Source organism: Sporosarcina sp. OR05 (assembly GCF_041414805.1).
Lineage (GTDB): Bacteria > Bacillota > Bacilli > Bacillales_A > Planococcaceae > Sporosarcina > Sporosarcina saromensis.
Genome location: NZ_JANKJL010000012.1, coordinates 1 through 19,026, shown reverse-complemented (window position 1 = coordinate 19,026; position 19,026 = coordinate 1). Strand labels below are relative to the sequence as shown.

General features: G+C 40.8%; 24 protein-coding genes. 5 read left to right on the top strand and 19 right to left on the bottom strand.

Annotated elements, in window-relative coordinates:
* The first annotated feature begins 3 nt into the window (after window positions 1-3).
* Window positions 4-549 carry a cysteine hydrolase family protein gene (locus tag NRI27_RS14565; protein ID WP_371391376.1) on the top strand — a complete coding sequence of 182 codons (546 nt, stop codon included), beginning with the start codon at window positions 4-6 and terminating at the stop codon, window positions 547-549.
* A gap of 111 nt (window positions 550-660) precedes the next feature.
* Window positions 661-915: a GlsB/YeaQ/YmgE family stress response membrane protein gene (locus tag NRI27_RS14560; protein WP_317946142.1), complete on the top strand. Its 255-nt coding sequence runs from the start codon at window positions 661-663 to the stop codon at window positions 913-915.
* Window positions 916-964: 49 nt separating this feature from the next.
* Here the strand turns inward: NRI27_RS14560 and NRI27_RS14555 are convergent, their stop codons facing one another.
* The 5 genes from NRI27_RS14555 to NRI27_RS14535 form a co-directional block, all read right to left on the bottom strand.
* Window positions 965-1,627 carry a lytic transglycosylase domain-containing protein gene (locus NRI27_RS14555; protein ID WP_371391375.1) on the bottom strand — a complete coding sequence of 221 codons (663 nt, stop codon included), beginning with the start codon at window positions 1,625-1,627 and terminating at the stop codon, window positions 965-967.
* 25 nt (window positions 1,628-1,652) lie between these two features.
* Window positions 1,653-2,252 (bottom strand): SCO family protein, encoded by a 600-nt coding sequence (locus NRI27_RS14550; RefSeq protein WP_371391374.1) that lies wholly within the window; start codon window positions 2,250-2,252, stop codon window positions 1,653-1,655.
* Between the two features lie 108 nt (window positions 2,253-2,360).
* Window positions 2,361-2,489, bottom strand: a complete 129-nt coding sequence (locus NRI27_RS14545; protein ID WP_283732055.1) for a YvrJ family protein — start codon at window positions 2,487-2,489, stop codon at window positions 2,361-2,363.
* 61 nt (window positions 2,490-2,550) lie between these two features.
* Window positions 2,551-2,769, bottom strand: coding sequence for a DUF2922 domain-containing protein (locus NRI27_RS14540; protein WP_371391373.1), 219 nt, complete (start codon window positions 2,767-2,769; stop codon window positions 2,551-2,553).
* A 20-nt stretch (window positions 2,770-2,789) separates the two neighbouring features.
* Window positions 2,790-3,008 (bottom strand): DUF1659 domain-containing protein, encoded by a 219-nt coding sequence (locus NRI27_RS14535; RefSeq protein ID WP_317946150.1) that lies wholly within the window; start codon window positions 3,006-3,008, stop codon window positions 2,790-2,792.
* A gap of 134 nt (window positions 3,009-3,142) precedes the next feature.
* On the opposite strand from NRI27_RS14535, the gene NRI27_RS14530 reads away from it, so the two are divergent.
* A complete protein-coding gene (locus NRI27_RS14530; RefSeq protein ID WP_317946162.1) occupies window positions 3,143-3,553 on the top strand; it encodes a DUF2621 domain-containing protein in 411 nt (136 codons plus the stop codon).
* Between the two features lie 395 nt (window positions 3,554-3,948).
* On the top strand, window positions 3,949-4,317 hold the full coding sequence (locus NRI27_RS14525) for a DUF4181 domain-containing protein (RefSeq protein WP_371391372.1): 369 nt from the start codon (window positions 3,949-3,951) through the stop codon (window positions 4,315-4,317).
* A gap of 539 nt (window positions 4,318-4,856) precedes the next feature.
* On the opposite strand, the gene NRI27_RS14520 is transcribed toward NRI27_RS14525, so the two are convergent.
* The 6 genes from NRI27_RS14520 to NRI27_RS14495 all read right to left on the bottom strand — a co-directional run bounded on the left by NRI27_RS14520 (window position 4,857) and on the right by NRI27_RS14495 (window position 10,583).
* Window positions 4,857-5,369 carry a CcdC family protein gene (locus NRI27_RS14520; RefSeq protein WP_371391371.1) on the bottom strand — a complete coding sequence of 171 codons (513 nt, stop codon included), beginning with the start codon at window positions 5,367-5,369 and terminating at the stop codon, window positions 4,857-4,859.
* Window positions 5,362-5,691, bottom strand: a complete 330-nt coding sequence (locus tag NRI27_RS14515) for a thioredoxin family protein (RefSeq protein ID WP_317946156.1) — start codon at window positions 5,689-5,691, stop codon at window positions 5,362-5,364. The genes NRI27_RS14520 and NRI27_RS14515 overlap by 8 nt, the downstream gene beginning before the upstream one ends.
* Before the next feature lie 64 nt (window positions 5,692-5,755).
* Window positions 5,756-6,466 carry a cytochrome c biogenesis CcdA family protein gene (locus NRI27_RS14510; RefSeq protein ID WP_317946157.1) on the bottom strand — a complete coding sequence of 237 codons (711 nt, stop codon included), beginning with the start codon at window positions 6,464-6,466 and terminating at the stop codon, window positions 5,756-5,758.
* Window positions 6,467-6,633: 167 nt separating this feature from the next.
* A complete protein-coding gene (locus NRI27_RS14505) occupies window positions 6,634-8,415 on the bottom strand; it encodes an ABC transporter ATP-binding protein (RefSeq protein ID WP_371391451.1) in 1,782 nt (593 codons plus the stop codon).
* Window positions 8,416-8,420: 5 nt separating this feature from the next.
* Window positions 8,421-10,175, bottom strand: coding sequence for an ABC transporter ATP-binding protein (locus NRI27_RS14500; protein WP_317941440.1), 1,755 nt, complete (start codon window positions 10,173-10,175; stop codon window positions 8,421-8,423).
* Window positions 10,176-10,250: 75 nt separating this feature from the next.
* The gene (locus NRI27_RS14495; protein WP_317941441.1) at window positions 10,251-10,583 is read right to left on the bottom strand and encodes a YolD-like family protein; all 333 of its coding nucleotides are present in this window, start codon (window positions 10,581-10,583) and stop codon (window positions 10,251-10,253) included.
* An 809-nt stretch (window positions 10,584-11,392) separates the two neighbouring features.
* Between NRI27_RS14495 and NRI27_RS14490 the strand changes: the two genes are divergently transcribed.
* Window positions 11,393-12,589: an MFS transporter gene (locus NRI27_RS14490; RefSeq protein ID WP_371391370.1), complete on the top strand. Its 1,197-nt coding sequence runs from the start codon at window positions 11,393-11,395 to the stop codon at window positions 12,587-12,589.
* A gap of 42 nt (window positions 12,590-12,631) precedes the next feature.
* Here the strand turns inward: NRI27_RS14490 and NRI27_RS14485 are convergent, their stop codons facing one another.
* The 8 genes from NRI27_RS14485 to NRI27_RS14450 form a co-directional block, all read right to left on the bottom strand.
* The gene (locus tag NRI27_RS14485; RefSeq protein ID WP_371391369.1) at window positions 12,632-13,885 is read right to left on the bottom strand and encodes a Y-family DNA polymerase; all 1,254 of its coding nucleotides are present in this window, start codon (window positions 13,883-13,885) and stop codon (window positions 12,632-12,634) included.
* A 348-nt stretch (window positions 13,886-14,233) separates the two neighbouring features.
* The gene (locus NRI27_RS14480; protein ID WP_371391368.1) at window positions 14,234-14,824 is read right to left on the bottom strand and encodes a hypothetical protein; all 591 of its coding nucleotides are present in this window, start codon (window positions 14,822-14,824) and stop codon (window positions 14,234-14,236) included.
* A gap of 52 nt (window positions 14,825-14,876) precedes the next feature.
* On the bottom strand, window positions 14,877-15,203 hold the full coding sequence (locus NRI27_RS14475; RefSeq protein ID WP_371391367.1) for a hypothetical protein: 327 nt from the start codon (window positions 15,201-15,203) through the stop codon (window positions 14,877-14,879).
* 64 nt (window positions 15,204-15,267) lie between these two features.
* Window positions 15,268-15,702: an SMI1/KNR4 family protein gene (locus NRI27_RS14470; protein ID WP_371391366.1), complete on the bottom strand. Its 435-nt coding sequence runs from the start codon at window positions 15,700-15,702 to the stop codon at window positions 15,268-15,270.
* Window positions 15,703-15,756: 54 nt separating this feature from the next.
* A complete protein-coding gene (locus tag NRI27_RS14465; protein WP_371391365.1) occupies window positions 15,757-16,458 on the bottom strand; it encodes a DUF1361 domain-containing protein in 702 nt (233 codons plus the stop codon).
* Between the two features lie 59 nt (window positions 16,459-16,517).
* Window positions 16,518-17,183, bottom strand: coding sequence for an HAD hydrolase-like protein (locus tag NRI27_RS14460; protein ID WP_371391364.1), 666 nt, complete (start codon window positions 17,181-17,183; stop codon window positions 16,518-16,520).
* Window positions 17,184-17,343: 160 nt separating this feature from the next.
* A complete protein-coding gene (locus NRI27_RS14455) occupies window positions 17,344-17,766 on the bottom strand; it encodes a hypothetical protein (protein ID WP_371391363.1) in 423 nt (140 codons plus the stop codon).
* A 39-nt stretch (window positions 17,767-17,805) separates the two neighbouring features.
* On the bottom strand, window positions 17,806-19,026 hold a 1,221-nt coding region (locus NRI27_RS14450), incomplete at its 5' end, for a S41 family peptidase (RefSeq protein ID WP_371391362.1).

The following is a 19,026-nucleotide window of genomic DNA, read 5'->3' as shown; positions in this document are numbered from 1 at the left end:
CTGTTGAAAAAAGCGTTGTTAGTGATTGATTATACGTATGATTTTGTTGCTGAAGATGGCGCATTAACTTGCGGACAACCTGGGATTGACCTGGAAGATTACATTACGAATCTAACGAAGGACTTTTTACATGACGGTAATTTAGTCATTATGCCAAATGACATTCATGAAGAGAATGATCCTTTTCATCCTGAGTCAAAATTATTTCCTCCCCATAACATTAAAGGGACCACTGGACGGAATCTATACGGAAAGCTTCATACATTGTATGAAGAACGAAAAGAAGAAATACTGTGGATGGACAAGACACGATATAGTGCATTTGCAGGTACACCTCTCGAAATTCAACTACGCGCACGTGGCATAAATGAATTGCACCTTGTGGGTGTTTGTACAGACATTTGCATTTTGCATACGGCTATTGATGCGTACAACAAAGGATTCAAACTCGTCATTCATGAAAAAGGTGTTGCGAGCTTTGATCCAGCTGGACATGACTGGGCGTTGCGTCATTTTGAGCAAACATTAGGGGCAACAATCGTCCGGTGATAAAAATCCTTTTTAGTAATTTTTTTTGCTGAAAATGTTTGAGGTATCAAATAATCGGATATTCAAATACTACGTAAGCAATTATCAATTACTAAAAGGAGATGAAGGAAAATGAGCTTTATTTGGTTCTTAATTATTGGAGGCGTTATCGGTTGGCTTGCAGGACTTATTTTAGGAAAAGATATCCCTGGTGGCATTATCGGTAATATCATTGCTGGTATCGTAGGTGCTTGGATTGGTGGCATGTTGCTCGGTTCATGGGGTCCTAAAGTATCGGACTTTTACATCTTACCAGCATTGTTAGGTGCGATTATTCTCGTGTTCGTTGTAAGCCTCATTATGAAGTCTATGCGTAAAGCGACATGAGGAGAATGAAAAAAGAGAGCACTAAGAGTTTTCTCTTAGTTGCTCTCTTTTATTCGTTTGCAAGCCGTTGACTTTCGAATTCATTAAAAAACCAAAGAACATCTTCTACATATTTATCACTATGATTGTAATGAAAAATCGCTTTTTCGATATCTCCATCAGCTGCACCACTTTTGGATAAATAATTGGCTGCACTGAAAATCGCATCTTCAATATCGTATGGATCTGCAATTCCATCCCCGTTCGCATCGACGCCGTAGCCACCATGCTGCTTAATGATTGCTGGATCGGTTTTATCTTTTTCCGGGATGTCACCTTTACCTAATCCACTGCAACCCGGATACGACCAACCGACAAATGTACAGGGCATGAACTGCATATGCCCTTCTGCCCCAGCTGGCGATAGTAAAGGATCCATCGTGGAAAAACGCGTTTCGATCCGATGATGTGCAGCAAGCAGTGTCCATGGGATGTTGTATTCTTCAGCAGCATCCTTGTAAATTGGAATGTACTCTTCAGGAATTGTCGTCCCTGTATGTCGGTCTTGGAACTCCAGCAATGTACTTGCCGATTTTTTGATGAGTTCAGGATGTTGCACACTTGTCCAAATAATGGCAGATAGCGTGAAGGTGGTCACAGCTATCGGCACTAACAAAATGATCATGAACAGTTTTGTCTTGTTCGAAATCTTTTTTTGTTTACGTTTCTTCACTGCACCACCCTTTTCTATCCCCTACTCATGACTCGGAATCTTGTTTAATTAACGCCTTCATATCTTTAATGATTTGTTCATAAGGAACTTCTGTTGCCCCGTTATATGTTTTTACTGCAACACCATCTTTATTCACTAAGCTGAATGCAGTGCCGTGGACAACTTGGTCTTCCCCTGGCGCTTTATTCACAAACGTTTTGAATGAACCAATCGCAAAGTTTTCAATTGCCTTTTGGCTATATCCTGTCAACATTTCCCACTTGCTTTGGTCAACTGGATCGAATGAGTCCAAGTACGTTTGTAAAGCTTCAGGTGTATCCGTTTGAGGATCGATACTAAAAGAAACGAGCTTATAATCTTCTACTCCTTCATCTTGGAGTTGCTGTTGAAGATCAGTCATATTGGCCATCATCGGCAAACAGACGGTTTCACAATTTGTGAAGACAAACTGCGCTAGCCAAACGGTTCCTTTCAAGCTCTCCAATGAAACTTTTTCATTGTGCTGATTCGTAAATTCAAACGGCTCGATTTTGTATTTGTGATCTGCTTTAAACCCGCCGAATGAACATGCACTCAATAGAAGTATAATGGACATCATTGCTGAAAACACTATTTTTTTTCGCATCTACAAATTCCTCCACATCACTGTTTACTTTATCATAGAGGATAGGCGATTTACAAACAACCGCACTACCCTCTCCTTCTTGACGATTCATTGTCAGATCCGTGAAGTTTACTTCACTTTTAGAGAAACGAGCGCATTGTGGATTGCTTCGAGTTTTGTCTCAAGCCGGTGCAACAGGTAAAAGGATACAAAAATCGGAAACCCGATTTGCTGTATGAAAGTTAGCCATTGTTCCATCTTCACAACCTCCTTTTTAAATGCTAAAAGCTCTCCAGTACGGAACTGGAGAGCTAATCGGTTACACTTGTACTAATTCGGTGACATTTCGCTCAATAATGCGCGCACTTTTGACCGCTGCAAATGGAGATCCATCGACTTCAAATGCACCTGCACTGATGATTTGCGCCATGGCCAATTCAACTTCAGTCGCTGTCAAACCTTCTTTCGGTTCGTCCACCGTCAGGGATGCTTGCTTACCCGCTGCTGTTGTGAAGTTTAGTTGTAATGTCTTTGCCATTGTTCATTCCTCCTTTTCCATTAGTTCATAATGTCAGCTGTTTCGACTTTCTCTGCTCCAATGAATGGGTAGGCAGAGAGTTGAGCCAATTGCGATAGCGCGTTGTACAGGCTATCTGCTGTTACATCTTCTACGATGTGGCGGTAGGACTTCGATTTACGAATCATCTTACCGTCTTCCGTCTGACCTCCGTCAAAGTACACTTTTCCAACTGCGTGTCTAAATTCGAGTGTCGCCATTTGTCATCCCCTCCTTTCACACACTATATAGCTACGAAATGCAGAAAAGGATACATTGTTCGTGTAATTTCTTTTAATTGCTCTTATAATGGATAGTAGAATGGAAGAGGTGAAGACAGTTGCAAGATTGGTTTATGTGGTTCATCTTGTTTTGGTGCATTGTACTTGTAGGGTTATTCGGAATCGGCGGCTTTTTCATGTTCCGTAAGTTCCTGAAAGTGTTTCCGAAAGCAGATGGCAAATCAACACTTGATTGGGAAGAACATTACGTCAATGAATCCCTTCATCTTTGGAATGATGAAGCGAAAAGTATGTTGAACGAATTAGTCAGTCCCGTTCCGGAATTATTCCGTGACGTAGCTAAACAGAAAATTGCTGCCAAAATCGGCCAAATTGCTTTGGAAGATCGAGCAAACACAATTGGCTTTGATCATATTATCCGCGGGTACATCGTCGCCACACCAAAACGCGATCATAAATTTTTACGCAGGAAGTTGGATTCGATGGAAGTCGACCTGACGCCCTATGAGCATTTATTTAATTGAACGAAAAAGAGGCCCTCTTGTATAACTACCGGTTTTAATACACGGGGAAAAACATTATATGACCTAACATTTTGGGACACTATTCGCATATGAATGAGTGTCCCTGTTTTTTTTGTACTACCAATGTATGGGCTGTTTCCATGAGAGAATTCGCACTAAAACTAGAAGTGAATTAGCAATAGCACGTAAATTTATGCGTCATAGCTAATTGCCTTGTTAAAACACTTGTTAAATTGCTGGATAAAATGGTTAATGTAAAAATACCTTATTTGGCACGAGTGAATATTTTGAAAATGATTAGAGGTTACGTGTTATAATAGATGAATCAACAAACGGCACAGGTTGAGCAACAAAGATAAGTAAGGGGTGTCACTACTAGTGGAGGGGGAGTGTAGATGTTTAAGTTCTATATTTTTATTGCTATCATATATGTTATCAATTACTTGTTAACAAAATTCATAAGACAGAAATATAACATTATTGACCCGCGAAGAATTAGATATGTGAACGATACACACAAATGGGTAGAAATATCTTTGGTTGTTTTAGCCGTCATTGTCTTTGTTCTTTTCTTGTTCAATCTGAATTTGGTATGGCTCTCTTTGTTCATTGCCATTTCTATTGTTGGAAAAATATTCCGAGCCATTTTTGAATATAAATACGAACGAGAAGAGAAAGAATTTATTATTACTCTTGTGGATTTAGGAATTTGGAGCGTATTCTCTGGTACATTACTGGTTTATTATATTAATACGATCAACTAACGGTCCTGATTGAGGAGTGAGAAATAAGAAAACTATAACAAGAAAATATGGCAAATAAAAACGCACAATACTTTACGTCTGTGCGTTTTTACTTGCTTTTTCTACTGTTAATTGTTGTTTAAATCATATGCTAATTGGGTTACTAATTCAATTGCGTTTATGCGTTTTCTCACCATCAACCGCACCCGTTATTGTATAACGAAGGCCTCTTTTTTATGCTTTCACATATACGAACGATATAAGTAGATAAAAGACTTAACTTATTGGATCATGGGGAAATTCATTTTTACTTAGACTAACATCCGCTTAAAATGATGCTGTTGGTATATAGAGGTCTTCTAATTACCCGGAAGTGCTCAAAAATGGTGATGACGGGCAATTAGAAGCGTTCTCATTATACTTGACCCCTACAAAACGGTGTACTGAGTCAAATAAGAAGTACAATAGCTCTTACTTCTCGTACGACACTTAACCACAAGTATTTAACCTCATTATCCGCTCATTCAAAATAGTGATTACTAAAACATGTTACATGTCCTTCAATTCATCGTGGATGTTTTCGTATACTTCACTAACATCCCGATTCGCCAAGGCAGAATCATGGCAAATGCTAAAATCCAAAACATCCCTGCCAGCTCACCGACATCAATGGAACTGCTTAACACGAACTTAGCAATAAGCCGGATGATGAATAACGTCAAAAGTATGATGAGGAACACTTTCGACTTCTTGACATAGAGGTTACCGTCTCGTTGTTCAAAATTTGTTGTTTTGATTAGTATTGATGAAAAAACGAGTCCGACAAGAGAAGCCTCGATGACTTGTGCAAGCGGTACTCTGAATTCCTCAAATAAAAACATGAATGCACCGGTTGACATGAATAGTGGTGGTAAAATGATTCGTTTAGCATTAATCGGTCTTTCTGCCGCCTTTGCACGTACGAAAAACGCAAGTGTTCCCATAAAAAGAAAGACAAATGTTGAGCCGACAATTAAGTAAACGGAAGGAATTTCATTAAAAACATAGTCGACGAACTGTTCCAGTTTAAACATCGTTCCGCTCCCACTCCGCAAGCTCATTCATACGATGCTTCAGCTCTTCCATTTGAACAAACCGCGCGAACCGAGCTGTTTCTTTTCCTTCATGGAATAAAAGAACGACAGGTGCTGTGAATAATGACAATTGCCCGGCCATTTCAGGAACAACTGCCACATTTACTTTGTAAAAAGGAAACGAATAATTGTCTTGCAGTGCTGCTACTTGGGGATATAACCCTTCACATACAGAACAATGATCTGTCTTCACAAACAATAATAGCTGTTTTTCAGTTGCTGATACTTCCAACCATTGGCCAAAACTTCCGATTTCGTTCATCGGCTTTTCCTCCACTTCTATAAGACATGCCGTTAAGCTCCATGCTTAACGGCATTAAACGTTATTAAAACCCTTGGAAATCACCAAAAATTGGACTGAGTAAACTTGTAATGAATGTGATGCCGTCAAAGAACAACAATAGACCGAACGCAATCATCACATATCCACCAATTTTCATGATCATAAGATTGTTTCTTCTGATCCAGCCCAGTCGTGTAATAAAAAATGACAAGACGAAGAATGGAATGGCAAAACCTAATACATACATCATCATATACAACATACTGGAACTTGGGTTAGCAGCTGCTAGGCCGATGATTGCACCAATGATCGGTCCCATACACGGTTGCCAACCTGCTGAAAATGCAAGCCCGATTAAAGCTGTTCCTAAATAACCCGCCGGTCTGTTTTTAAACTGAAGTTTATGTTCTTTCATTAAAAACTTCGGCGTAAACAACCCGATAACCATTAAGCCGAATAAGACGATGAAAATTGCACCAATTTGTCTTAACAAATCTTTATACTGGATAAAGAAACTTCCTACAAAAGACGTACTGAAGCCCAAAAAGACGAATACGACTGAAAATCCGAGTAAAAAGAATACAGTGTGAAGCATCCCGTTACGACTCATGCGTTTGGAATCCGACTTCAAGTCTTCAATGGACATTCCGGTAATGTAAGATATGAACGCCGGGTATAATGGCAGGACACATGGCGATATGAAACTGAGAAAGCCCGCTCCAAAAGCGAGGAAAATATTTAAATCTGTACCCATCATTCTCTCCCCTTTACGTAATCTTTCCTCATCGTATCAAATTCAACTGGAAAATACGCGATATTTGACTGTGAACAGTTTATGAACAAATTATTTGCGAGTTTCCTGTCCACAAAGAAAACCAGCCGTGTTCCACTCATTTCTTGAGTGAAAGGGCTGGTTTTTCATCAACTGACGTCGTCCATAATACCGTTTTGTAGTTGGTACATCATATAGTACAATCCCTTTTGAGAAAGTAACTGCTGATGCGTTCCACGTTCAACAATTTCTCCCTGATGCAACACGAGGATTAGTTCTGCATCTTGAATCGTACTTAACCGATGAGCAATTGCAATTGTCGTTCTTCCTTTTCTCATCTTCTCCAAGCTAGCTTGAATGGCGACTTCTGTTTCTGTATCGATATTTGCGGTCGCTTCATCTAGTACAAGGATTTTAGGGTTGGTTGCAATTGTTCTTGCAAACGCGACGAGTTGTCGTTGTCCACTTGAGAACGTCGAGCCGCGTTCCGTCACTTTTTGTGCATACTTATTTGGCAGCTTCTCAATGAATTCATTCGCATGGACGAACTCGGCCGCACCGCGAACTTCTGCGGAAGACATTCCTTGATGGTGCAAGCGGATATTGCTTTCTATATCCCCATAAAAGAGGAATGGATCTTGTAGGACAAGGCCGATTTTCTTGCGCAGTTCCGGTTTCGGTAAGTCTTTCAATGACACACCATCAATGAGGATTTCGCCTTGATTGTACTCATAAAAGCGCATGAGTAAATTGATGATTGAACTTTTTCCACTACCCGTATGTCCGACAAGCGCGACAGTTTCCCCGGCATTCGCTGTAAAACTAATATTTTTCAGCACATCGTTTTTACCGTCATAAGAGAACGTCACGTTTTTAAATTCAATCGTTCCGTTTTGAATTGCTTTGTGTGCTGTGTCTTGTTGTTCTGGCTCCATATCGGGATCATCCATTAGCTTGAACACACGCGATGCTGATACGAGTGCTTGTTGAAAGATGGACATTCTTTGCATAACTTGTTGAACAGGTTGGAATAATCGTCCAATCAACGTAGTAAATGCATAGATAACACCTACTTCTACAGCACTGTCCAGTGATAGAAATCCAAAATAACCTAAGACAAAAACGATTGCTACGGCATAAAGTAAATCGATGAATGGACCAAGCAAAATACTATCGAACTTAATATTTCGCATACCTGCTTTGTAATGGCCTTCATTTATATCATCAAATTCATTCGCCAATCGTTGCTCCTGTCTAAATGCTTGAATCATGCCCATGCCTGATAATGATTCTGCAATTTTCGCATTTAATTGACTGAGTCGCTCTCGAATATCCTGATAAAAGTCTGCACTGTATCGTCGATAAACAATGATAATCGCCATGAATAAAGGCAATAGCAGCATAGAGACAAATGTCAGTTTCACGTCAAGCGAAAACAGTGCGATGTAGACGCCGATAATGACAAAGAACGCTTGTAAAAACGTGACGACGACACTGACGAACATTTCCTTAATGGATTCGGTATCATTTGTTACACGTGACACGATGCTTCCTGCAGGTGTTTTGTCAAAATAACGCATTCCGAGACCCTGTACTTTTGTAAATACGTCGATCCTCATTTGCTGAATGACCTTCAGCGCAATGTCTTGGAAGCGTAACAATTGAAAGTACGAGACAACGACGATGAATACTTGGAGTCCGATATACGTTAGTGCGAGTGTCATTACTTCATTCTTTGGAAACTGTAACGGTGTTAAGTGATTATCAATGAATGATTGGATAATTAAGGGCCCCACAATACTTCCTGTAATGGTTAAGAGTAGGAAGAACAATGCGATAGAAATGCTCACTTTATGCGGAATGGCATAGCGCATTAATCGCTTAAACACGATCCATTGATCTTTTGCCGTCAATTTCGGTTGTTTTTCCATTTGCATCACTCTTCCCCTCCTTGCTCGACAAGTACTTCAAGCTGCTGCAAATCGTACATTTCTTTATACTTTCCATTAAGTGCAATCAACTCTTCGTGGGTTCCTTCTTCCACGATCGTCCCTTCATCCATGACAATGATTTTGTGGGCATGTTGAATCGCACTAAGTCTGTGGGAAGTGATGACTGTCGTCTCTCCTGTACGTGTACGTTTTAACGATTCAAGGATCGCTTCTTCTGTTTTCGCGTCAACTGCCGATAATGAATCATCTAAAATGAGCAATTCTGGTTGCATGATAAGTGCTCTGGCAATTGACACCCGTTGTTTTTGACCGCCGGATAATGATACACCACGTTCTCCTACGATTGTTTCATAGCCCTGTGCAAAACCGAGTATATCATCGTGAATATGCGCGAGCCTTGCCGCGTCATAAATTTTTTCGCGGTCAATTTTAGGATTTGTGAAGGCGATATTTTCTGCGATCGTTGTCGAGAAGAGGAAATGATCTTGCGGCACATAACCGATCGACTCGCGTAACCGCTGTTGCTTATACTGGTTAATCGGCTTTCCGCCATAAATGATTTTTCCTTTATAGCCTTCAAACTCTCTTAGCAACAATTTAAGGATAGCTGTCTTTCCTGAACCGGTCTTCCCTACGATACCAAGTGTCTCTCCCCGATTTAACGTGAAATGCACGTTTCGGAGTGCAGGACTTTTATCGTCAGGAAACGTAAATTCCTCAATATTAAAATGAAGATTTCCTTCTGGACGTTCATCAATTGCACCTGTTATGTCCTGGATATCAGGTGTAATGGATAGCAACTCCGTAATCCGACTATATGATGCGTTCCCGCGTTCCACAATATTAAACAGGAATCCGAAGGCGAGCATCGGCCATGTCAATAACCCAAGGTATGTACCGAAAGCGACCATATCTCCAATTGTCATTTGGTCTGCGATGATGAACTTTGTTCCAAAATAGAAAGACAAAATGTAGGAAAGCGCAAAAATACCCGTAATGGTCGGATCGAAAAGTGCATCCACTTTGGCAACTCGCATATTTTTTGCAACGACATCAGTCGATAAGTCTGTAAAATCGTCAATGTCTTCTTTTTGCTGCCCAAATGTTTTAATGACTTTAATGCCTGAAATACTTTCTTGCGTTTTATCGTTCAAGTTGGAAAACGCCTCTTGCGCAAATCGGAAACGGCGTCTCAACAATCGACCATAATAACTTGTCAAGAATATCATGAGAGGGAATGGAATGAGAGCGATCAATGTCAATTTCCAATTGATGGTCAATGCCATCGTCAAAATGACAAATCCTCCTGTGGAAATTGAGTCAACTAATGTCAGAATCCCCATTCCCGCAGTTTGTTGAACCGCATTAATGTCATTTGTTGCATGAGCCATTAAGTCCCCAACACGTCTCTTTTGATAAAAAGACGGTGACATTCTTGTAAAATGATTGAACAACTTTTCCCGCATCGTCCTGGACAGCAAGACTGCAGAACCAAAAATCATGACACGCCAATAATAGCGTGACACATACATCAAAACCCCTGCGACTAACAACACAATTAGCCATTTTGTCAGCTCACTCGCTGACAATGTCCCCTCAGTAATATCATCGACAATGAAACCGATGATCTTTGGAGGAAGCAGCTGCAGTAAAGAGACAAATACAAGCGCTGCGATTCCGAGCCCGTATTGTTTCTTCCGTTGTTTGAAAAACCAGCCAAGCTGAACTAGAACTTTCACAGTATTCCCCCTCTTTTCTCTATCTTTGAATAGTCTATCAAAAGTGTGAACAATAGAAAAGGTACGACACACAAATTATTCGAAATCTGAAATACTTTTTATATCGACAAATGGAATGCGATGTGCTACACCAGTTGGAGATTGAAGTTGCAGGACCCCTTCCAGCACATCTGCTTTTTGAATGAAACCTTTTGCACACACTACGTCAGGCTCCCGCCAATAGTGGACAACAAGTTGCTCTTTCGTTTCGAGTGCTTCCTGTATGCGCAAATTCCATTCTTCGATTTGTTGCTCATCAGGCTGTCTCCTGACTTCATAGCCATCTTCCTTTTGCCATTCACGCAGTTGTTCCACGTGTTCCGGTAGCATCATCGCTGTCCATTTAATACGCCCGCGATCTCGGATCATTGCATAACGTCCTTTCTTGAGTTTGTATGCTTTTGCCTTTATCTAATTGGTTTTCCGGCAACGAGTTGCTATAATGGAAGAACCATCCAATAAAACGAGGTGAATATGTAGGTCTCGATTTAACTACATTCATTTTGACGATCATCTTCGCTTTCGTCATCGGCTCCTTTCTTTTCTTTTTCATCGTGCGCAATGCGATAGACTCTTCACGACTGATGAAAAAAGTGGAGCAATTAGAGGCCGACATAGCTGAATTGAAACGGAAGAAACAACTAAAACGGATTGACTGTCAACCTTCTTACGAACCCCATCATGTAACACTATTTAGCATGTAGGAAATAATCTTTTGTGTATGAAAAGTACTTTAATTTTCAGTTGTCTTAATTAACCTCTTATTTACAAGTAGACTTTATTGAACCCGTCGGCTTGCGTTTCGGCGCACGCTTTCCGCGGGGCACGGGTGAGCCTCCTCGTCCGCTTCGCTTCCTCCGGGGTCTCACCATTCGTGCTATTCCCCCGCAGGAAAAGCCGTAACGTAGAACGGCTTTTGCGAGCAAAAGCGTAGCGTTGGGAGCACATTTTTGCTCTTCGGCGCCTGCACTCCAGCCGACTAGCATGTGAAGACACTTGTATGCTGAAACTGCTTGTCAGGTTAGAGTGAATCGGTAGTTATAGTTTTTTTATGACCAGCCTTTTATATAATTTGTTATTAAAACACCTGATTTTTGATAAAAATTACGAGGAGTGAAACGTGTGTAAAAACTGCCCTGTATTAATCAGATCACTACGATTGTAAAGGGGTAGTAAGAATGAACAGTCAGTCTTTCCGTCTTCTATGGATGAGCCAGGCATTGGCGAATTCCGGAGACATCATTTATATTGTCGGGCTCATCGCAGTGCTTTACCGTATTACTGAATCGCCTTTCATATTGGCTTTAGTTCCTTTCCTTACGATGATCGGCCGTTTCATTAGTGGATTGTTGTCACCGCTGTTATTGAACCGGTATCCGCTTAAGCAATTACTCGTCTATTCACAAGTTTTCAAAACGATTGCACTCGGCATCCTCGTTGTACTCGTTTTCCAGTCATTCAGTGTGCTGTCGATACTTGTTTTCGTATTCGTCATTGCCTTTTTGGATGGATGGGCCGCACCGGCAAGCCAAGCGATGGTGCCGCGTCTCGTCACACCACATGAACTTGTCAAAGCCAATAGCTTTTTCTCGATTGTTTACGAAACGGTCAATTTAGGTGGATGGGCGCTCGGCGGTTTATTTGTTGCGTTTGCAGGCGGACACTTTGTTTTACTGTGGACGGTTGCCATCTATATCATCGCCACAGCGCTCCTTATGAAGCTCGTTGACCCAACCGTTTTCACAAAGCAAACGCCATCCATTCGGAGACGGAATGAGCTCGTTGAAGGGTGGATGCTCATTGTAAAACGGCCGCTTTTTAGAAGTTTGCATGTCACTATTGCTTTTGAGGCAGTCGCCAGTGTCGTCTGGATTGCGTCCATCCTTTATGTGTTTGTCACAGAAATTTTAGGAGAAACCGAAGCTTGGTGGGGCTATTTGAATACAGCATTTTTTGTCGGTATGCTCGTAGGTGGAATTTTCTTTTCCCGCTTTGCATCTGCAACAAAAAAGTTGCTGAAACGCATTTTGCTCATCTCGTCCTTTGGCATTTGTGGCGTCACAATCCTTTTTGGTTTTACGCAGATAGGTTTGGTCGCCCTTGTGCTTGTCGGCTTAAGTGGTGTGTTCCAACAACTGAAGGGCATTGCAACGGATACGTATTTGCAACAACATGCGACTACTGATGAACTGCCTAAAGTGTACGCGGCGCAAAGTGCGCTCGTTTCCCTTTTGTTTGCAATCGGCTCAGTAGGGTTCGGTTTATTGGCCGAATTATGGGATGTGCGGATAACGTATTTGCTGTCAGGTGCATTACTATTGCTTGCATCTGTCCTTCTCTACAAACAACGCCGACATTTGCCTACTATCAAATAAAAGCGGAACTGTTCGGCTACTTGATGAGCCGGACAGTTTTTCTTATTTATAATGGCCGCCAATTAATTTCGATCGATGAATTGCTGTCCCTGCATCTGTGTAAGAGACTGCACGTAAGATTGCGGTAGATCCGTATTTCTTTCGCAAGGCATCCATGGTTTTCCCTAACTGACGATTGCGCCATTTATGTTCATCAAACAGACTGAGCTGCATCGTGTATTCATTCTCCAAATTGGAGAGACTGATGGCAATGCGCCTGACCGGTCGGCCGTCATGGAATTCGTCGAGCAACTTCGTACACAATCGGTAAATCGCCATCGTGTCATTCGTCGCCTCAGGCAAGGAGCGAGAACGTCCGAAACCACCGCCAAGTGCGTTTTTGGAGTAACCGATGGACAAGTGGACGGTTCGCCCTGCTTTTCTCGCTTCCCTCGCCCGCAGTGCGACATCTTCACACATTTCAAGTAGAACCGCAAGAATATCTGCCCGCTTCGTATAATCACGATACAAAATTTGCCCTTTCCCATAGCTGATTTGTCCCTCAAGGAGAGGTGCCCCCATATCGGACAAGTCGATGCCATGCGCGTGGTGATACAACTGATTGCCCATGACACCAAACTTTTTTTCTAGACGTTCCAGTGGCGTATGTGCCAAATCTCCAACTGAAAAAATCCCCATTGTATTTAATGTTTTTTCTAATCGATTGCCGATTCCCCACATTCTGCTTAACGGTGCTACCGGCCATAACTTTGCAGGAACATCGGTATAATGCCAACGGGCAAATCCCGTCTTTTTTGCATCCAAGTCTAACGCAAGCTTTGATAGCAACATATTCGGTCCCATGCCGCATGCTGAACGCAGCTGAAATTGTCCAAATAGCTCATCTTGTATGTGTCTCACAGTATCCTCTGCATTTCCCCATAAGCGCTCCGTTCCATCCAGGTCGATGAAACTCTCGTCGACAGAGTACACATGAATCGCCTCTTTAGGTACGTATCGATTCAAATGCTTCGCGATTTCCATCGATACGTCGATATAAAACTGCATTTTCGGTTCAATTAATCGAATGGAAGGATCATCAGGAATTTCATAGAGGCGCATGCCCGTCTGCACACCAAATTCCTTCTTTAGCGCAGGCGAAGCAGCTAAGACGACTCCCCCTTTTCGTTCTTTATTGCCAATAATAGCGATTGGTGTGTCCATGACGTCCAATCCTTCCATGGCCGCTGCGCAACTTGCATAGAAACTCCGCATATCAAGGCAAACAACTTTTCGGTCCGGCAAATTTTCATACATAACGCATTCCTCCATAATAAAGAACACTTGTTCTTTATAGTATATACAGAACAAGTGTTCATATTCAATGGTTTTTATTGGGTAGTTGATTTGCGGAAGGATTTAGCTGTGCAAATAGAGGGGAATGGGAAGGAAGTTAAACAGAAAATACCGTCTGAAACACTAAAAACAAGAAATATACAATCCATCCAACACCCGTGAAAATAACTAAAAACCTTATAATCCAAGGCCATCTTTGTTTGAAAGAGGCAAGAAAACCTACATATAAAAACAATAGACCGATGAAAAAGCTAACAAGCATTTCCAATTCACTCACACCTTTGCGTTATAATCTCTGTCGCCACATTATTAATCAATCCAATAAAAAATGGCATCCATCACTAAATAGTCTTTCGGCCTCCGATAGATCGTCGGGATATTGGTTTGAAAAGTTAACGGGTGATGGATAAGTTGTTCTTCTAACAAATTGTAATCGAATTCTACTAAAGCTTGACTCAACGTTTGTGCTACTGTTTGAAGTTGCTCTCCTACAGTCAATCGGCGCGGGTCATCTAACAATGTGCCATACGCCCCACCAACTAGTTCGTTCGTTTCTGTACAAATCGTTTTATATCTGTCGTCCTCACCCATGATGGCGACAGGGGCTAAACGACAAACATCAATAATGATTCCTTTTGTAATAAGCGTCCGACGATTCCCCTTCTCTTCAAAGAGGGTAACATCTTCTTTTCGATAGCAAAAAAACTCAACAAAAGACGCATAACCGCTTCCAAAATGATTCCACTCCGCTTCACATACCAAGTTCGGAATACGGTTGATTCGATAAAATAGCCTGCGGATATGTGCTTCAATTTCTTCCTCGGAATAGGAATCATAGGGGAATTGATGCCCGATAATTTTTCCTTCCATTAAGTTTTGTAATTGTTCATTCGTAAACATACAGCACACCTATCCTTTTCTTCATCAAAGACCTCCATTACACAAGAAGTCATTATTCTCCATACTTCCCGCTATTAATCGCTTTTCGAAAGGTACCATTTTCCTCAATTGCAATCGCTTCATCTGTAGGAATCCCTTCGATGGAATACAACTTCGTCCCTTTTTTGTATGTGTTTGAAAAAGTCCCAGAATACGTTCCTTCTCTATCGGAATCCTTCGTGACTTTACCGATGTTTTCATCACCCTCAACGTATTCTTCAGTAAGTTCATACATATCTCCCTCCCATACAACAAATGACGCATTCCAGTCAGCACTTGACGAACAGCTAGCCAAAATGAACAGAATAAGTAAACCGATAAAAGGTCGTTTGCTTCTCATATGCTCGCTCCTCTTCTACTTTAATGAATTCAGAAAGCGATAAGGTCTATTAAGATCCCCCACCTTATGTAGTAAGTTCACCAGTAATCCAACCTTTTATAAACGTTTCCAAAGAGGAAGCGACCCACGTCCTGCTATCGTCTTCATGGTTCCATACGTAAATATCTTCCGTTTCAATACAGCCGTTTAGTATTCGATAGCCGAATAAATCACCACAACCGTTATCCGAAAAAAATAACAGATGATCAAACGGCATATACAAATCCTGATAGTCAGTGAAATTTCTAAAAAACGAATTATCCTTTACGATTTGAGTGGTCGACCATATTAAGGGGCAGCCAAATTGATCAAACACCCCATTTGTTTCAACATATAATTCTAGTAACTTCCTTGGTAATTCAACATGTAACACATCGGTAATCTGACGTAATTCAGCTTCAGAAGCTGGAGATTTGAATGCGTATTCTTTTGATATAGTGCCTATATAATCCTTCCACATCTATGCAACACATCCTTAACGAATTAAAATAAACAACGATAAAAATCAAAACGTTCACGCATATTCTCGATGTCCAGATTGCTTTCGAATTGTCCGATAAAGCAAATAGCTGCCCGCAACAAAGACTGTGAAAACACAGATAAATTGCAATGCAAATAGGTCTACTCCAATGATTTCTTTTATCAAAGCGATCGGATTAAAAAATAGATCCCAACTGTTGAATCGCAAAAATCTTCCAATGTACACTCCTAGCCCCGTAAGAACAGCTACGACAGAAAGTGCACAAAAACTACTAGCGACTGAATATTTCCTTCTCACGTTCCGTTCAAAAATATAGAAAGACTCTAACCCTGCTACGATCGCAAAAAAGAAACCGAATCCAATCACGAACAATTTTGCCCAAACGATAATTTCATTACTGTACGCAACACTCGATTCCGACGAGTACCTCCCGACGTCTAGCAACCATAAGAATTTATCATTGGAAATGTGAATAAAATCTGTTACTACATAAACCGAATTTGGAAAGAATAATAACCAAAGAAGGAGCCAAATCACAGTTACGCCAAGCTTTTTCTGTTTGATCGACATCTCAGCTTTTATAATGAATAACAGAGGCAATACAGCTAACAAGACATTCCACGATAACATCACATAAAGGAAACTACCATCCGCCAAAAGCATAGCAAAACAAATCCCCCAGTAGATAAACATGAACAATAGTAACCCTTTATAGTTCTCAATAAATTCTCCCATAGCCCCACCCCCATTCAGAAAGTTTTAGTATTTCTTGTTACGATAGAAAACACGTTTTACTAATCTTCCCTTTCATTCGGAGACAATAATTCTTTTAATTCCATCAAATCGTCTATTACGTAATGCGCATGGGACAGCTCATCTTCTTTTGCATAATCGAAATTACATCCTATAGATAGTAACCCATTATCTCTAGCTGCATTGAAGTCCGATAGACGATCACCTACCACCGCCGCATTCGTTATTCCGTATTTCTCAATGATCCGCTTAACAAGATCAGTTTTATTTAATGAGTCAATCTGTTGAATACTGAACGTCTCTGTAATCCATTGATCTAGCTGATAGTGACTTATGATTGCTTCTAGGTATACAGTTAACCCATTGCTTGCTATGTAGATGGCATAATGTTTCTCATGTAAATAACTCAAAATTTCTTTCGTATTTGGATACAAGCTCCCATTGCCATCACTTATGTTTTTCAGTAATTTTTCTAGAAAATACGAATCGATATATTCTCGATCTTTAGTGGAGTGATTCGGCAAAAGCGTTTTCCACACTTGCGGCAAAGGAACCCCCATAATTTCCCGATATTGCTGGAGTGGTATTGGATCATTCCACTTACCCATAGAGCGCAAATGCTCAAACGTATCTTCAAGTGCGTATTCTAATATCAAATCTGTTTGAAAAAGCGTTCCGTCCATATCAAAAATAATCGACTTTGACATTCTGTTCCTCCCTTATTTATAAACTGCAACTACATAGAAAACACTGAATGAAAAGTCATCGCATCTTAAGCAAACGAACGGAATGTCATATTTTATACTCCTTAAATTGCTTAAACGACAGTTTATCAGCGAATTTTAATGAAAAAGATACCCATTTAATTCACTTATTCATCTCGCCTTCTAAGAGATTAATTAATTTTGTTGACTTCTCGGCAGATAAATATTGGGCTTTTCCATTGTGCTCAATTAACCCTTCAGATACACCAATCGCTGGGTGTGGATAATAGCCAACTTCACTAATGTAAATATGATAATACTTATCTGACTTAATACTTGTTTGGGTTACTTCATCTAATTCTAAATCGCTCAATAGTGATGTAACTTGACTAATGAAATCTATATCACTGCTAACAACCGATTTGTTAGTAGTAATCTCCAATACTTCAATACTAGCTATATTCATGCGCTCGATTTCACCAAAAAATGAATATTGCTTAGTAAAATTTATATTCTTTATCGCGATAATTACAATAATAGCGACTAATAGGAAAGCAATAGAAATAAAAATTTTATTAACTTTCATTCAAAATCCTCCCCGTATCCGCTCAGAAATGTCTACAAATTATCCTTCTGCAATCTTGCATTCTCGTACCATGTTCATGGCATACAAAAGATCCAAATCTTCATCTATGTGCTTAGGTGTCCAAGGGATATAATGATCAGGTTGGATTCCCTTCCCGTGCAACGGATCGTTTGACGTTTTATGGATACGGCGAGACATCGGGTAGTAGAGTGCGTATATGCCATCCCACTCCTTGATGAGCAAATCGCTGTAGTCATTGATGCCCATTGTTGCGCGTCCAATTACGGTCGTTTTGGATGATTCCATGCAAATTTCCACAAAATATTCGGCGGCACTTGCGCAATAGACATCCGTCATCACGATTACATTCTTAGGGGAATCAGTACCTTCAAACTCAAGTGCTTCCGTCTCCAACTCATCCGAAAAGTCCATTGTCACAAAACCTTGACCGCGATATTTTTCACATTCTTCTTCAATCGAATCAAAGAATTTTAGTGTCTCAACATCAGTGATGTCTTTTCTTAGCTGCTGGCAGAGTTGGATGAACAGCTCCGAGTTGCGATTGGTATAATTGAACTCCTTCAACTCACCGCCCGTGCTTGGGTGTTTATCTGGTGGAAAAATGTACAGCAATAAGTTCGAAAAAGATTTTCCATTCCCTCCATGATTGTTTCGTACGTCGATAATCAGATTTGTACATGCTTTTAGCTTTTCTTCATGGTTCTTCACGAAATCCAACGTCTCGTCAACGTTGGCGAAGCTTGGTAAAGTGAGCTGTAACGTCTCCTCATCAACTTCCTCCAACGAAGGTGCTAACTTTTTGAAGATGGGTTCATAATTCTTCAAATCGAACGTTAATCGTTCGCCGTTATCATCCTCTATTTCAATGGATGATGATTTATTGAGAAGATGTGTCCAGTCCTCACGTTCTGCACTTGTCTCCCGCAAAAAGCTTCGATCCGAAGTGATGATCATTTCGATTTCCTGTTGATCAATTGAAATGATCTTGGAGCCGACCGGAAACCTATCCTCCACGCAAGTCTCCACGACATAGAGCGCATCTTCATATCTTCTTATCCGGAAACCTCGAGTGCTCGGTTTTACGTCATCCGCCCCTTTTAGATTGAAAGACATATGTCGATCTTGAAAAGCCATGAGATATTCGCTGACGAGATCCGTAAAAACTTGCGGTGTAATTTGCTGACCGGATATCAATCTCTCAATTTCTCCAAAATAATGGGCAGGCTCATCCCAGCCTCG